Annotated in this window: 9 protein-coding genes; 4 read left to right on the forward strand and 5 right to left on the reverse strand. The window is 58.8% G+C overall.

Features of this window, described 5'->3' with window-relative positions:
- Positions 1–2 precede the first annotated feature (2 nt).
- From AC6I79_RS18665 to AC6I79_RS18675, 3 genes are read left to right on the forward strand one after another with little or no spacing between them, the layout of a single operon-like run.
- Entirely contained in the window at positions 3–650 is a 648-nt protein-coding gene (locus AC6I79_RS18665; protein ID WP_058757594.1) for a YjbF family lipoprotein, read from the forward strand.
- On the forward strand, positions 647–1,384 hold the full coding sequence (locus AC6I79_RS18670; protein ID WP_058774953.1) for a capsule biosynthesis GfcC D2 domain-containing protein: 738 nt from the start codon (positions 647–649) through the stop codon (positions 1,382–1,384). Before AC6I79_RS18665 ends, AC6I79_RS18670 begins: the two co-directional genes overlap by 4 nt.
- Positions 1,384–3,474, forward strand: a complete 2,091-nt coding sequence (locus AC6I79_RS18675) for a YjbH domain-containing protein (protein WP_498027470.1) — start codon at positions 1,384–1,386, stop codon at positions 3,472–3,474. The genes AC6I79_RS18670 and AC6I79_RS18675 overlap by 1 nt, the downstream gene beginning before the upstream one ends.
- Before the next feature lie 149 nt (positions 3,475–3,623).
- Here the strand turns inward: AC6I79_RS18675 and metH are convergent, their stop codons facing one another.
- Positions 3,624–7,307, reverse strand: coding sequence for a methionine synthase (metH, locus tag AC6I79_RS18680; protein WP_498027471.1), 3,684 nt, complete (start codon positions 7,305–7,307; stop codon positions 3,624–3,626).
- Between the two features lie 196 nt (positions 7,308–7,503).
- On the opposite strand from metH, the gene iclR reads away from it, so the two are divergent.
- Positions 7,504–8,334, forward strand: a complete 831-nt coding sequence (iclR, locus tag AC6I79_RS18685; protein WP_141496141.1) for a glyoxylate bypass operon transcriptional repressor IclR — start codon at positions 7,504–7,506, stop codon at positions 8,332–8,334.
- On the opposite strand, the gene aceK is transcribed toward iclR, so the two are convergent.
- From aceK to metA, 4 genes are all read right to left on the reverse strand, one after another.
- Positions 8,331–10,067, reverse strand: a complete 1,737-nt coding sequence (aceK, locus tag AC6I79_RS18690) for a bifunctional isocitrate dehydrogenase kinase/phosphatase (RefSeq protein ID WP_498027472.1) — start codon at positions 10,065–10,067, stop codon at positions 8,331–8,333. The two genes, iclR and aceK, sit on opposite strands and share 4 nt — an antisense overlap.
- A 66-nt stretch (positions 10,068–10,133) precedes the next feature.
- Positions 10,134–11,438, reverse strand: a complete 1,305-nt coding sequence (aceA, locus tag AC6I79_RS18695) for an isocitrate lyase (RefSeq protein WP_498027473.1) — start codon at positions 11,436–11,438, stop codon at positions 10,134–10,136.
- A gap of 16 nt (positions 11,439–11,454) precedes the next feature.
- A complete protein-coding gene (gene aceB / locus AC6I79_RS18700; protein WP_498027474.1) occupies positions 11,455–13,053 on the reverse strand; it encodes a malate synthase A in 1,599 nt (532 codons plus the stop codon).
- A 270-nt stretch (positions 13,054–13,323) separates the two neighbouring features.
- Entirely contained in the window at positions 13,324–14,253 is a 930-nt protein-coding gene (gene metA / locus AC6I79_RS18705) for a homoserine O-acetyltransferase MetA (protein ID WP_031279798.1), read from the reverse strand.
- Between the last annotated feature and the right edge of the window lie 269 nt (positions 14,254–14,522).

Below are 14,522 nucleotides of genomic sequence, written 5' to 3' on the forward strand. Positions count from 1 at the left end.
CAGTGCGCCGACTCTCTTTGCTGCTTCTTTGCCTGTTGCTGCAGGCTTGCACACAAACGCAAAAAGGCCTCGAACAGACCGTGATGCTCGCCATCAGCGGTCCGGACGATGTCACCGTCAGCGATGAACAAATCGCTAATCTGCCCTACGCCAGCCTGTATGCGCGCGTCGACAACGGTCCGCGCATCTTTGTGGTGCTGGGCTACCTGGAAAACGGCCAGCAGAAATGGGTGACCCAGGATAAAGCCATGCTGGTGATGCAGCACGGCCGCCTGGTGAAAACCCTCGGCCTGCGCGACAACCTGCAGGCCGTCAGTAACCTGGCGCAGGATCCGCTGGCCGATGCGCTGCGGCTGCAAAATGGCGCGCAGTGGACGCGCGTCGTGCAGTGGCGCGAGCAGGACAACGTGCGCGCCGCCACCGCCCACTCCACCTTTCAGCGCGGCGACGATGAAGTGCTGAACCTCGCCGGCGAGCGGGTGCCCTGCCGCGTCTGGCACGAAACGGTAGAGATGGAGAGCCCCGGCGTCAGCTGGCAGAACACCTTCTGGATCGATAACCGCGACGGTACGGTGCTGCAGGCGCAGCAGATGCTGGCGGCTGACCAGTTCCCGATCGCAACCACCCTTCTGAAGCCGGCGAAATCATGAAAAAAATCAATTCTTTGCTGGCGGCATTCGCCCTCACGGCGGCCAGCCACGCGCTGGCGGATAGCCAGGTGACGGTACACCCTGCGCACGATCAGCGCAGTTTCCAGATCGATCATGCCAGCACGCTTAGCGAACTGGTAACGAACCCGGCGCTGCACAGCTGGTGGCCGGGCACGGTGATTGCCGAACGCGGTGCGACCGCCGTGGCGCAGCAGCAGCACGCTCAGCTGCTCGCGGATCTGCGCGCCTGGCAGGCCGACAGCGGTACTTCACTGGCCGCAACCATCGGCAGCGTAATTCAGCAGCTCAGCGCCCTGCAGGTTACCGGGCGCCAGTTTACTTCGCTCGATCCCGACTGGGTGCGGCTGCGTCCGGAAGCCAACCGTAAACTGCAGGGCAGCTACGACCTATACATCGCGGCAGCGCCGACGCAGGTACGGGTGATGGGCGCACTCAGCCATCCCGGCAGTGAGAGCTGGCAGCCAGGACGCACGGTGCGTGACTACCTCGCGCCGCATGCGCGTTTATCGGGTGCCGAACGCAGCGTGGCCACGGTGATTGCGCCGTCAGGTGAGACGCAGCAGGTGCCGATCGCTTACTGGAATCAGCGGCATGTTGAAGTCGAGCCAGGCAGCATCATCTGGCTGGGCTTTTCCACATGGAGCCTGCCCTGGGGCCAGCCTGATTTGAATGCGCGCATGCTTTCCGTTCTGACTCACCGGATGCCAGACTGATGAAAAAACAATTACTCCTCAGCCTGTTGGCTGCTTCTGTCGCCGCCGCATGCCAGGTGCAGGCGGAAACCTGGCCGCAACCGGTCGGTCCTTCACAATCTGATTTTGGCGGCGTGGGCCTGATGCAAACGCCGACCGCGCGCATGGCAAAAGAGGGCGAATTTAGCCTGAACTTCCGCGATAACGATCAATATCGTTACTATTCTGCGTCATTGCAGCTGTTCCCATGGCTGGAAACCACGGTGCGCTATACCGACGTACGCACCCGCCGCTACAGTGCGGTGGAAGGTTTCAGCGGCAACCAGAGCTATAAAGACAAAGCCTTCGACCTGAAGCTGCGCCTGTGGCAGGAGAGCTTCTGGCTGCCGGAAGTGGCGGTCGGTTCGCGCGATTTGGGCGGTACCGGCCTGTTCGACAGTGAATATCTGGTGGCGAGTAAAGCCTGGGGACCGTTTGATTTCAGCCTCGGGCTGGGCTGGGGCTATCTCGGCAACAGCGGCACCATCAAAAACCCGTTCTGCTCCTACAGCGATAGCTTCTGCAGCCGCACCGGCGGCGGTTCGGCGGGTTCCATTAACGGCTCGCAGATGTTCCACGGCCCGGCGGCACTGTTTGGTGGCATCGAATACCAGACGCCGTGGCAGCCGCTGCGTCTCAAGCTGGAGTATGAAGGCAACGATTATCAGGACGATTTTGCCGGCCGGCTGGAGCAGCGCAGTAAGGTCAACGTTGGCGCAATCTATCGCCTTAGCGACTGGGCGGATATCAACGCCAGCTACGAGCGCGGCAATACTTTTATGTTTGGCGTGACCGTGCGCACCAACTTTAATTCGTTACACCAGTCGCACCTTGATAGCGCAAAACCGGCTTATCAGCCACAGCCGCAGGGCGATCTGCTGCAGCCGACGGTGGTCGCTAATCAGCTTACCGATCTGAAATACAATGCCGGACTGGATGGTCCGCGCATCCAGACCAAAGGCCGCACGCTGTACGTCTCCGGCGAGCAGACCAAATATCGCGACACGCGCGAAGGCGTTGACCGCGCTAACCGCATTATCATGAACAATCTGCCGGCTGGCATTGATACGATTGAAGTCACCGAGTCGCGCTTTAACATGCCGCAGGTCACCACGCGCACCGATGTGGTCAGCCTGAATAACGAACTGCGCGGCTATCCGCTCGGCCACGAGCAGCCGCTGCAGCAGACGCGTGAAGAACCGATCGATCCGGGCACCACCGAACAGGGCTATTTCATCCGTAAGGATCGCCTCAACTACAGCCTGTCGCCGGTGCTGAACCAGTCGGTCGGCGGTCCGGAAAGCTTCTACATGTATCAGCTCGGCGTAATGGGCAATGTCGATTACTGGCTGACCGATCACTGGCTGATTGGCGGCAGCCTGTTTGGCAACATCGCCAACAACTATGACAAGTTCAACTACAACGGCGCGCCAGCCGACTCGACGCTGCCGCGCGTGCGCACCCACATTCGCGACTACGTGGAGAACAACGTTTACGTGAATGATCTGCAGGCCAACTACATGCGCTATCTCGGCAATGGCTTCTACGGCCAGGTGTACGGTGGCTATCTGGAAACCATGTATGGCGGCGTGGGCGGCGAGCTGTTGTATCGCCCGGTGGACAGCAACTGGGCTTTCGGTCTCGATGCGAACTACGTGAAGCAGCGTGACTGGGACAACATGATGCAGTTCACCGACTATAAGGCGCCGACCGGGCACCTTACCGCTTACTGGCGTCCGTGGTTCATGCAGGATGTGCTGGTGAAAGCCAGCGTCGGTGAATATCTGGCGAAGGACAAAGGGGTCACGCTGGATGTGTCGAAGCGCTTTGACAGCGGCGTGATGGTCGGCTTCTACGCCACCAAAACCAACGTGTCAGCCGAAGCGTATGGCGAAGGGGATTTCACCAAAGGTTTCTATATTTCGATTCCGATGGATCTGTTTACCGTCACGCCAACCCGTGGCCGTGCGCAGGTGAACTGGGTGCCGCTGACGCGTGACGGCGGTCAGATGCTGGGCCGCAAATACCAGCTGTACGATCTGACCGCCGATCGCGATGCGCGTTTTAATTAAATCGTAGCGCGGGGTTAAACCCGCGCCGGTTTTAAAAAAACGCGCGATGAATCGCGCCGCTACAGAGTGTGCACGTATTTGTAGCGGCGCAATTTATTGCGCAAGCAATAGGGCGCAGTTGATTGCGCGCGCTCTGCGCCGGCAATTCATCAATCCGCGTCGTAGCCTAAATTCGGTGCCAGCCAGCGTTCTACATCGCTGACGCTCATGCCTTTACGCGCCGCGTAATCTTCCACCTGGTCGCGCTGAATCTGCGCCACGGCGAAATATTTACTCTCCGGATGACTAAAATACCAGCCGGACACCGCGGCACCGGGCCACATGGCAAAGGATTCGGTCAGCTTCATGCCGGTGTGATGTTCCACATCCAGCAGCTGCCAGATTTGTGCCTTCTCGGTGTGTTCCGGACAGGCCGGATAGCCCGGCGCCGGACGAATGCCCTGGTAATTTTCGCGAATCAGCTCGTCGTTGCTGAGATTTTCATGGGCGGCATAGCCCCAGATCACCTTACGCACGCGCTCATGCAGGTATTCGGCAAACGCCTCCGCCAGGCGATCCGCCACCGCTTTCACCATGATTTTGTTGTAATCATCGTGCTGCTGATCGAACGCCGCCGCCAGCGCATCCTCCTCCAGCCCGCCGGTGACGGCAAACGCGCCGAGATAATCTGCTTTACCACTGGATTTCGGTGCCACGAAGTCCGCCAGACAGTAGTTGGCGAAGTCGGTTTTTTCCGTTTGCTGACGTAAATGATGGCTGACGCACAGCACCTCGCGCCGGGTCTCGTTACGGTAGATTTCAATGTCGTCGCCAACCCGGTTAGCCGGGAAAATACCGACCACGCCGCGCGGCCTGAGCGTGCCTTGCGCGCTGAGGTTATCCAGCATCGCATTGGCATCGGCAAACAGCCGCGTGGCTTCTTCGCCCACCACCTCATCTTCGAGAATGCGCGGATATTTGCCGGCCAGTGACCAGGTCATAAAAAATGGCGTCCAGTCGATGTAGTTGCGCAGCGTATCGATACTGGCCTCCACTGCGCTGACGCCGGTACGATGCGCCACCGGTGGCGTGTAACGTTGCCAGTCAATGACGTAATGATTATCGCGCGCGGCCTGTAGCGTGACCGGCGGCGTACGCGGCTTTTTACGCGCGTGCTGGATCCGCACGGTTTCGTACTCCTTACGCGTGCGCGCCACAAACGCCTCTTTCAGCGTGGGTGACAGCAGCGAAGAGACCACGCCGACGGTGCGCGAGGCGTTCTGCACATAGACCGTCGGGCCGCTGTAATTCTGCTCAATCTTCACCGCCGTGTGCGCTTTCGAGGTGGTGGCCCCGCCAATCAGCAGTGGCAGCGTAAAGCCCTGGCGCTCCATCTCTTTCGCCACGTTCACCATCTCGTCGAGCGACGGGGTAATCAGGCCGGAAAGTCCGATGATGTCGGCGTTTTCCTCACGCGCGGTTTTCAGGATTTTGTCGCCCGGCACCATCACGCCCAGGTCGATGATTTCGTAGTTGTTACACTGCAGCACCACGCCAACAATATTTTTGCCGATGTCGTGCACGTCGCCTTTTACCGTCGCCAGCACGATTTTACCGTTGCTGCGGCCGGCCTCTTTGCTCGCCTGGATAAAGGGTTCGAGGTAGGCCACCGCCTGCTTCATCACGCGCGCCGATTTCACCACCTGCGGCAGAAACATTTTGCCCTCGCCAAACAGATCGCCGACCACATTCATGCCGGACATCAACGGTCCTTCAATGACTTCAATCGGCCGTGCCGCGGCCTGGCGCGCCTCTTCGGTGTCCTGCTCGATAAACTCGGTGATGCCTTTCACCAGCGAATATTCCAGTCGCTTCACCACGTCCCAGCTGCGCCATTCGGCCTGCTGCTTGTCCTGCTCACCCTCGCCTTTGTTGCCGCGATACTTCTCCGCCAGCGCCAGCAGTCGCTCGGTGCCATCGTCGCGCCGGTTGAGGATCACGTCCTCAACCGCATCGCGCAGCTCCGCCGGCAAATCGTCATAAATCGCCAGCTGACCGGCGTTGACGATGCCCATGTCCATGCCGTTGCGGATGGCATAGTAGAGGAACACCGCGTGAATCGCCTCACGCACCGGTTCGTTACCGCGGAACGAGAACGACACGTTGGAGACGCCGCCGGAGATCATCGCATGCGGCAGTTCGCGTTTGATGTCTTCACAGGCACCGATGAAATCCATCGCGTAGTTGTTGTGCTCTTCGATGCCGGTGGCCACGGCAAAGATATTGGGGTCGAAAATGATGTCTTCCGGCGGGAAACCAACCTCTTCGGTGAGGATGTGGTAGGCGCGGCGGCAAATCTCAATTTTGCGCGCGCGGGTGTCCGCCTGGCCCACTTCGTCGAACGCCATCACCACCACCGCCGCGCCGTAGCGCCGCACTTTGCGCGCGTGCGCAATAAACGGCTCGACGCCCTCTTTCATCGAGATGGAGTTGACGATGCCTTTGCCCTGAATGCACTGCAGGCCTTTCTCAATCACCTCCCATTTCGAGGAGTCGATCATGATCGGCACACGCGCAATATCCGGCTCACCGGCAATCAGGTTGAGAAAGCGCACCATGGCCGCTTCCGCATCCAGCATGCCTTCATCCATATTGATATCGATAATCTGCGCGCCGTTTTCCACCTGCTGGCGCGCCACGTCCAGCGCTTCATTGTACTTCACTTCTTTAACCAGGCGCTTAAATTTGGCCGAGCCGGTCACGTTAGTGCGCTCACCCACGTTGACGAACAGTGAATCGGCCTGAATATTGAGCGGTTCGAGGCCAGACAAGCGGCAGGCGACGGCTATTTCCGGCAGCGGCCGCGGTGGCACGCCCTCGACCGCTGCCGCCATCGCCGCAATGTGCTGCGGCGTGGTGCCACAGCAGCCACCGATAATGTTGAGGAAGCCGGCGCGCGCCCACTCGCCAATCTGCGCCGCCATCGTCGCCGCATCAAGGTCATATTCGCCGAAGGCATTTGGCAGACCGGCGTTGGGGTGGGCGCTGACATAGCCTTCGGCAATGCGCGACAGCTCCTGCACATACTGGCGCAGTTCGTCCGGACCAAGCGCGCAGTTGAGGCCGAACGACAGCGGCTCCGCGTGGCGCAGTGAGTTGTAGAATCCTTCCGTGGTCTGGCCGGAGAGCGTCCGGCCTGACGCATCGGTAATGGTGCCGGAGATCATCAGCGGCAGCGTCACGCCCATCGCTTCCATCTCGCTCTGTACCGCATAAATCGCCGCTTTGGCATTCAGGGTATCGAACACCGTTTCGATCATGATGATGTCAGCACCGCCGCTAATCAGCGCATGGGTCGATTCGCGGTAGGCGTCCACCAGCTGATTGAAGGTGATGTTACGAAACGCGGGATCGTTGACGTCAGGCGAGATCGAGCAGGTGCGGTTGGTCGGGCCGAGCACGCCAGCAACGTAGCGCGGGCGATCGGGCGTTTTTGCCGTCCACGCGTCGGCGCAGGTGCGCGCCAGTTTCGCCGCTTCGAAGTTGATCTCCGCCGACAGCGCGGCCATTTCATAGTCGGCCATGGCAATCGGGGTGGCGTTGAAGGTGTTGGTTTCGAGAATATCCGCGCCAGCCGCCAGGTAAGCATCGTGGATTTCGCGAATGACGTCCGGCTTACTCAGCACCAGCAGGTCATTATTGCCTTTCACATCGCACGGCCAGTCAGCGAAGCGGCTGCCGCGAAAATCCTGCTCATCCAGTTTGTAACTCTGGATCATGGTGCCCATGCCACCGTCCAGAATCATGATGCGTTGTGCCAGCTGCTGCTGTAGCGTTGCGGTTTTATTGCTCACTCTTGCCCCATCCACGTCATTACGCTGGCTAAATGCCAGCCAGTCATACTGGCACAACTTTCAAATGAGCAAAAGTCACCCGTTTGCGGCCACCGGCGGCAAAATGACCAGCAGATCCGACCAGTCAGCCAGCGTTTGCATTCATACCATTAAAAACGAAAATGGTTTCCATACCTGCAATGACTGTGGAGATGTTATGGCAACCCCTGCGCCCGCGAAACGCGGCAAAAAACCCCGTACGGCTCCGGCGGCCAGTGTCCCTGCCGGTGGCCAGGTACAATCTCTGACGCGCGGGCTGCGTTTGCTGGAGCTGATTGCCGAATCACACGGTAGCGTGGCGCTGACCGAGCTGGCGCAACAGGCCGGGCTTCCCAACTCCACCACTCATCGCCTGCTGACTACCATGCAGCAGCAGGGATTTGTGCATCAGGTGGGCGACCTCGGTTTATGGACCATTGGCGCTCATGCCTTTGTGGTCGGCAGCAGTTTTCTGCAGAGCCGCAATCTGCTGGCGATCGTGCACCCGATCCTGCGCCGGCTGATGGAAGAAGCCGGCGAAACCGTGAATCTGGCGGTGCTGGATCTCAGTGATTATCAGGCGGTGATTATTGACCAGGTACAGTGCACCCAGCTGATGCGCATGTCAGCGCCGATTGGCGGCAAGTTGCCGATGCATGCGTCCGGTGCCGGCAAAGCGTTTCTCGCTCACCTTAGCGATGATCAGGTCACCGCTCTGCTGCATCAGAAGGGATTACATCACTACACGCCGAAAACCCTGATGTCGCCGCATAGCCTGAAGGAGAATCTGGCGCTGATCCGTAAGATGGGTTTTTCGCACGACGACGAAGAGCACGCGCTCGGCCTGCGCTGTGTGGCGGCACCGATTTATGATGAACACGGCGAACCGTTTGCCGCCATCTCCATCTCCGGCCCGCTGGCGCGCATGACCGACGACCGCATTACTGAACTCGGGGCGCTGGTGATCCGCGCGGCGAAGCAGGTAACACTGAGCTATGCCGGCCGCTAGGCGGCCACTGACGCGTAGCGCGCGCTGAAACGCTGTCCGGCGCGCCACGCCATCACCTCTTCAATATGCCCGGCACGGATCCGCGCCTGCAGTGCGCGCCACCAGCCGGGATCGAACAACTGCGGATGCAGCTCCTGCAGCAATTTTCCGGTCGCCGGTTCGCTGCACAGCGCGTAGCGGAAAGTTTCCGGAAACACATCATCCGGCCCGACGCTGTACCACGGCTCGGCCTGCAGCTCATCCTCTTCGTAACGCGCCGCCGGAACATCGCGGAACACCAACTCGGTCATCGGGCGGATTTCATCATAGTCGTAAAACACCACGCGGCCATGGCGCGTCATGCCGAAGTTTTTAAACAGCATATCGCCGGGGAAGATATTGGCCGCCGCCAGCTGACAAATCGCATCGCCGTACTCCTCAATGGCGTGCTGGCGCTGTTCCGGCGTCGCCTGCATCAGCCACAGGTTAAGCGGCTGCATGCGACGCTCCAGCCATAAGTGGCGGATGATCAGTACGTCATCGCGCAGCTCAATTTTTTCCGGAATCTCGCGCTCAAATTCCGCCATCAGCGCCGCCGGAATGCGCGCGCGCGGGATGGCGAAATGCTCAAACTCCTGGGTGTCAGCCATGCGCCCGACGCGGTCATGCTCTTTGACCAGCCGGTAACAGGCGCGCACCTGCGCATCCGTCACCTCTTTTTGCGGCGCGAAGCGATCTTTAATCACCTTAAATACCCGATCAAAACCAGGCAGCGTAAATACCAGCATCACCATACCGCGCACGCCGGGCGCGATGGTGAATGCTTCCTGACTGTGCGCCAGGTAATCTAAATATTCGCGATAGCATTCGGTTTTACCGTGTTTCTGACAGCCAATCGCCATATAGCGCTCGGCGAGGGTTTTGCCCGGCAAAATCGGCTGCAGCCAGGCCACCAGCGCGGCTGGCACCGGCGCGTACACCATGAAATAGGCGCGGGCAAAGCCAAACACGATGCTGGCGTCATTGCTGTCGGTGAGACAGGTATCAATCCACAACCGGCCGGCGTCATCGCGCTGAATCGGCAGCAGACACGGTACGATCTCGCCCGCGCTCAGCTGCAGCCGCGCCACAATCCAGGCGGTTTTGTTGCGATAAAACAGCTCGCTGGCGACGTCCAGTGTGGCATTGGCCAGCTGTGTCGCGCTGAACTGCTCGTGCAGATGACGCACAATCCAGCCGATGTCGCGCGTCTGATCCTGCCATGTCAGCCGCAAGGGAATGTCATTCAATACCTGACGCAGCGTCTCATGCCAGCTGTGCTGCGGCCGGTACAGGCGCGACAGCGGTCGCTGCGCCGGCGGCGCGGGCGCGTACGGCTGTGACGGCAGGATAAACAGCCGCTCAGGCAGTAAGTGGCTGTGCCCCAGCAAGCGACAATAGACAGAATTAAAAAAGCTTTCGGCAATTTCATGACGCGGATAGCCCGGCAGCAGCGTGGCATAGTGGCTTTTCACCCGCAGCCAGAAGGCGTCATCCCAGTCGGCCATCTCGTTGAGGATGCGCAACTGATTGGCGACCAGCCCGACGTGATGATCATACAAATGGATACGCGCTTTCATCGCCTGCTGCACCGCCTGCCAGTCCGCCTGTTCAAAGCGCTGCTGCGCGCCTGCGGTAATATCGAGAAAGCGACCGTACTGCGCATCAAAACCCTGCAGAATCGTATGGGCGATAAGGGATTCTCTCGGTGACATCGGCAATCTCCGGCAAGCGTGAGCCAGTGAAACGGTGCGCCATGCTGCGCACCGCGAGTACGCTGATCAGAACTGTGCGGCTTCGGTGGAGCCGGTCAGCGCGGTGACCGACGAGCTGCCGCCCTGAATCACCGTGGTGATGCGGTCAAAATAACCGGTGCCCACTTCCTGCTGATGCGCAGAGAAGGTGTAGCCGCGTTCGCGTGCGGCAAATTCCGGCTGCTGCACCTTTTCCACGTAGTGGCGCATGCCTTCGCCCTGCGCATAAGCGTGCGCGAGGTCGAACATGTTGAACCACATGCTGTGAATGCCGGCCAGAGTGATGAACTGAAAGCGGTAGCCCATCTCGCTCAGTGCCTGCTGGAAGCGGGCAATGGTGCGATCGTCGAGATTCTTCTTCCAGTTAAACGAAGGCGAGCAGTTGTAAGCCAGCAGCTTGCCGGGATACTGCGCGTGAATCGCCTCGGCGAAGCGCTGCGCCAGCGCCAGATCCGGCGTGGAAGTTTCGCACCACAGCACATCGGCATACGGCGCATACGCCAGGCTGCGGGCAATCGCCTGTTCGATACCGGCATGGGTGCGGAAGAAGCCTTCAGCGGTCCGTTCCCCGGAAATAAACGGCGCATCGCGCTCGTCGCAATCGGAGGTAATCAGATCGGCAGCGTCGGCATCGGTGCGCGCAATCAGCACCGTGGGCACATCCATCACATCGGCCGCCAGCCGCGCCGCCACCAGTTTCTGAATCGCTTCCTGCGTCGGCACCAGCACCTTGCCGCCCATGTGCCCGCACTTCTTCACCGCCGCCAGCTGATCTTCAAAGTGCACCGCGCCGGCGCCGGCCTGAATCATCGCTTTCATCAGCTCAAAAGCATTGAGCACCCCACCAAATCCGGCTTCCGCATCGGCGACAATCGGCAGGTAGTAATCGATAAAGCCGTCATCGTCCGGCGACAGTCCGCTCGCCCACTGGATTTGATCGGCGCGCTGAAAACTTTGGTTGATACGTTCCACCACGTTCGGCACCGAATTGACCGGGTAGAGCGACTGGTCCGGATACATCTGCCCGGCCAGGTTTGCATCGGCCGCCACCTGCCAGCCGGAGAGATAAATCGCCTCAATGCCGGCTTTCGCCTGCTGCACCGCCTGTCCGCCGGTCAGGGCACCCAGGCTGTTGATATAGCCTTTGCGCGCGTCACCGTTCAGGAGTGCCCACAGCTTTCTCGCGCCGCGATCCGCCAGCGTGCAGGCGGGATTAACGGAGCCGCGCAGGTTAATGACCTCTTCGGCACTGTAAGGACGGGTAATGCCCTGCCAGCGTGATGCCAGCCAGCTGTTTTCCAGTTGAGCGATCTGTTGGGTACGATTTGACATAGCAGTATCTCCAGAGTCAGGGCAGCAGGCGGTAGCCCGGCAGGGTGAGGAAAGGAACCAGTTGTTCGTCGGTGGTGATTTGCGCCATCAGCGCAGCCGCATCTTCATAGCGACCGGCGTCAAAGCGCGAGTCACCCAGGCTGTTGCGCAGGGCCGCCAGCTCTTCATCAAGAAACTGTTCGAACAGCGCGGCGGTCACCAGCTGACCATCGCTGAGGATTTGCTTGTGGTGAATCCACTGCCAGATGGAGGTGCGGGCAATCTCTGCGGTAGCGGCATCCTCCATCAGCCCATCAATAGGCACGCAGCCATTGCCGCTGATCCACGCTTCCAGATACTGCAGCGCAACGCGGATGTTGGCGCGCATCCCGGCTTCAGTGCGCTGACCACGGCACGGGCGCAGCAGGCGCTCGGCGGTGATCGGCGTATCCTGTTCACGACTGACGTGCAGCTGATTGGGGCGATCGCCCAGCTGACGGTCAAACTCCGCCATGGCGATGTCTGCCAGGCCAGGATGGGCGACCCAGGTACCGTCGTGTCCGTTGCCCGCTTCACGCGCTTTGTCCTCCTGCACTTTCTGCATCACCCAGGCGTTGCGTTCAGCGTCTTTGGCCGGGATCAGCGCCGACATGCCGCCCATCGCCAGCGCACCGCGCCGGTGGCAGGTTTTGATCAGCAGGCGCGAATAAGCCTCGAGGAACGGCTGGTCCATGCTGATCTGCTGACGATCCGGCAGAATGCGGTCACCATGCTGGCCCAGCGTTTTGATATAGCTGAAGATGTAATCCCAGCGACCACAGTTGAGGCCAACCACGTGATCGCGCAGTTCCCACAGGATCTCATCCATCTGGAATACCGCGGGCAGCGTCTCGATCAGTACCGTGGCTTTGATGGTGCCGCGCGGCAGATCGAAACGATCTTCACTGAAGCGGAAGATTTCCCGCCACCATGCCACTTCCGCCGCATGCTCGGTTTTCGGCAGATAGAACCACGGACCGTGGCCCTTCTCCAGCAGCGCGGTGACGTTGTGAAACAGATAGAGCGCAAAGTCGAATAACCCGCCGGGAATGGCCCGATCGCGCCACTCAACATGCTTCTCATCCAGATGTAAGCCGCGAACCCGGCACATCAGCAGCGCCGGATCGGATCGTAACTGGTAGATCTTGCCGTTTTCGCTGGTGAAACTCAGCGTGCCGTTAACCGCATCGCGCAACGCCAGCTGGCCATCAAGCAGTTTTTGCCAGGTCGGTGCCAGCGAATCCTCAAAATCGGCCATGAACACTTTGACGTTAGCGTTCAGCGCGTTGATCACCATTTTGCGATCTGGCGGACCGGTGATTTCGACGCGGCGATCGCGCAGTAGCTGAGGAATGGGTCTCACCTGCCAGTCACTTTGCCGAATGGAAGCGGTTTCCGAATCAAAGTCTGGCAACGCCCCCTGATCGTAGCGCTGCTGGCGCTGCTGACGCGCTTTCAGCAGACGCTCGCGCTCGGGTGCAAAGCGCACTACCAGCGAGTGCAGGAAATCAATAGATTCGGGCGTCAGCAGCTGCTTCTCCGCGTGGGTAAAGGGCTGGCTAAAGGTCAGTGTCGGGCTGATAACCGTGTCTGTCATGCGGGCTGCCTCCTGGTTTGATCCTTTTTCTAACGACAGGATCGGGCTGTAGGGTGTTTTTTAACCGGCAAGATCAGAGCATAATCATTTTTATTTTAATTTCAAAAACTATTTCCATTTTATTGTTTATTTGATTTTATTTGTCTGATTTAACTGTAATTTAATCTCACGAAATAAAGGCAATACGTTCCATCATAGAAAAAAGGCAAAAAAAAGCCGCGACAACACGCGGCTGTCACGGCAGGTTTAAACGCGTTGTTAGCAGGCGTTTTACTCGAGCGTTGGATTCATGTGGCGCAGATCGAATGGCGTAATCTGGTAGACGTAGTAGTTGAGCCAGTTGGAGAACAGCAGGTTGCCGTGGCTACGCCAGGTGGCGCGCGGCGGCAATTCCGGGTTGTCCTGCGGGAAGTAATTGAACGGTACCTCAGGGTGCAGGCCGGCCTCGTAGTCCCGATGGTACTCACCCGACAGCGTGAGAGCGTCATATTCCGGATGGCCAGTGACAAACGCCAGGCGTTTGTCTTTACTCGCCATCAGATAGGCACCGGTGCTTTCCGATTCGGCAAACAGCTCGAGATCGGTGTAGTCGCGGATCAGCTGGCTGGGGAAATCAGCATAACGTGAATGCGGCGCCAGAAAGTTGTCATCAAAACCGCGCGTCAGCAGCGCGTGTGGATGAAGGATCTGATGCTCATAGACGCCAGAAAGCTTGTTCTGTCGCGTCTGTTTAGGAATGCCATACAGGATGTTAAGCGCCGCCTGCACCGCCCAGCAAACAAACAGGGTAGAAGTGACGTGCTCTTTCGCCCAGTGCAGCACGCGCTGAATCTGTGGCCAGTAGGCAACATCATTGAAATCAACCAGCCCCAGCGGCGCGCCGGTGACAATCAGGCCGTCAAAGTTATCGTTAGCGATATCGTCGAAGTTGCAGTAGAAGTTGTTCAGATGCTCGCTTGGCGTGTTGCGCGACTCGCGGCTGTCGATGCGTAACAGCTGAACATCGATTTGCAGTGGCGAGTTAGAGAGCAGGCGCAGAAACTGGTTCTCGGTTTCAATTTTCTTGGGCATCAGGTTAAGGATCAATACTTTAAGCGGACGAATCTCCTGAACACTGGCGCGCGATGAGGTCATGACAAAGACATTCTCATTACGCAAAAAATTCACTGCCGGTAATTCGTCGGGGATCCTGATTGGCATAACCTGCTGACCTCTTGCTGATAACCATATAAACGTTTAGACATCCAGATGCCCGAGATTAGCCTGGCTGCCGCTGGATGTCGAGTCTTCATGCGGTTTATGAAAATGTTTCAGCATTGAACGGCAACAGCCGTGAGCGCCGCGCGGTGAGCAGCAGCAATAAGGTCGGAATAAGAGCGCGTTAGAATTTTTTCAGGATTAAATAAGTCGTTATGGAGGGGGTTTTTAGCGGGAAATTTGCTGAAGTACGGACGTAAAAAAGCCCCGGA

The sequence above is a fragment of the gamma proteobacterium symbiont of Scutellera amethystina genome (assembly GCF_059730845.1).

What these genes read in the sequence shown, in the direction of transcription:
- metA (WP_031279798.1), bottom strand. Translation starts at nt 14,253, where the DNA reads ATGCCAATCAGGATCCCCGACGAATTACCGGCAGTGAATTTTTTGCGT.
- aceK (WP_498027472.1), bottom strand. Translation starts at nt 10,067, where the DNA reads ATGTCACCGAGAGAATCCCTTATCGCCCATACGATTCTGCAGGGTTTT.
- iclR (WP_141496141.1), top strand. Translation starts at nt 7,504, where the DNA reads ATGGCAACCCCTGCGCCCGCGAAACGCGGCAAAAAACCCCGTACGGCT.
- aceA (WP_498027473.1), bottom strand. Translation starts at nt 11,438, where the DNA reads ATGTCAAATCGTACCCAACAGATCGCTCAACTGGAAAACAGCTGGCTG.
- AC6I79_RS18670 (WP_058774953.1), top strand. Translation starts at nt 647, where the DNA reads ATGAAAAAAATCAATTCTTTGCTGGCGGCATTCGCCCTCACGGCGGCC.
- AC6I79_RS18675 (WP_498027470.1), top strand. Translation starts at nt 1,384, where the DNA reads ATGAAAAAACAATTACTCCTCAGCCTGTTGGCTGCTTCTGTCGCCGCC.
- aceB (WP_498027474.1), bottom strand. Translation starts at nt 13,053, where the DNA reads ATGACAGACACGGTTATCAGCCCGACACTGACCTTTAGCCAGCCCTTT.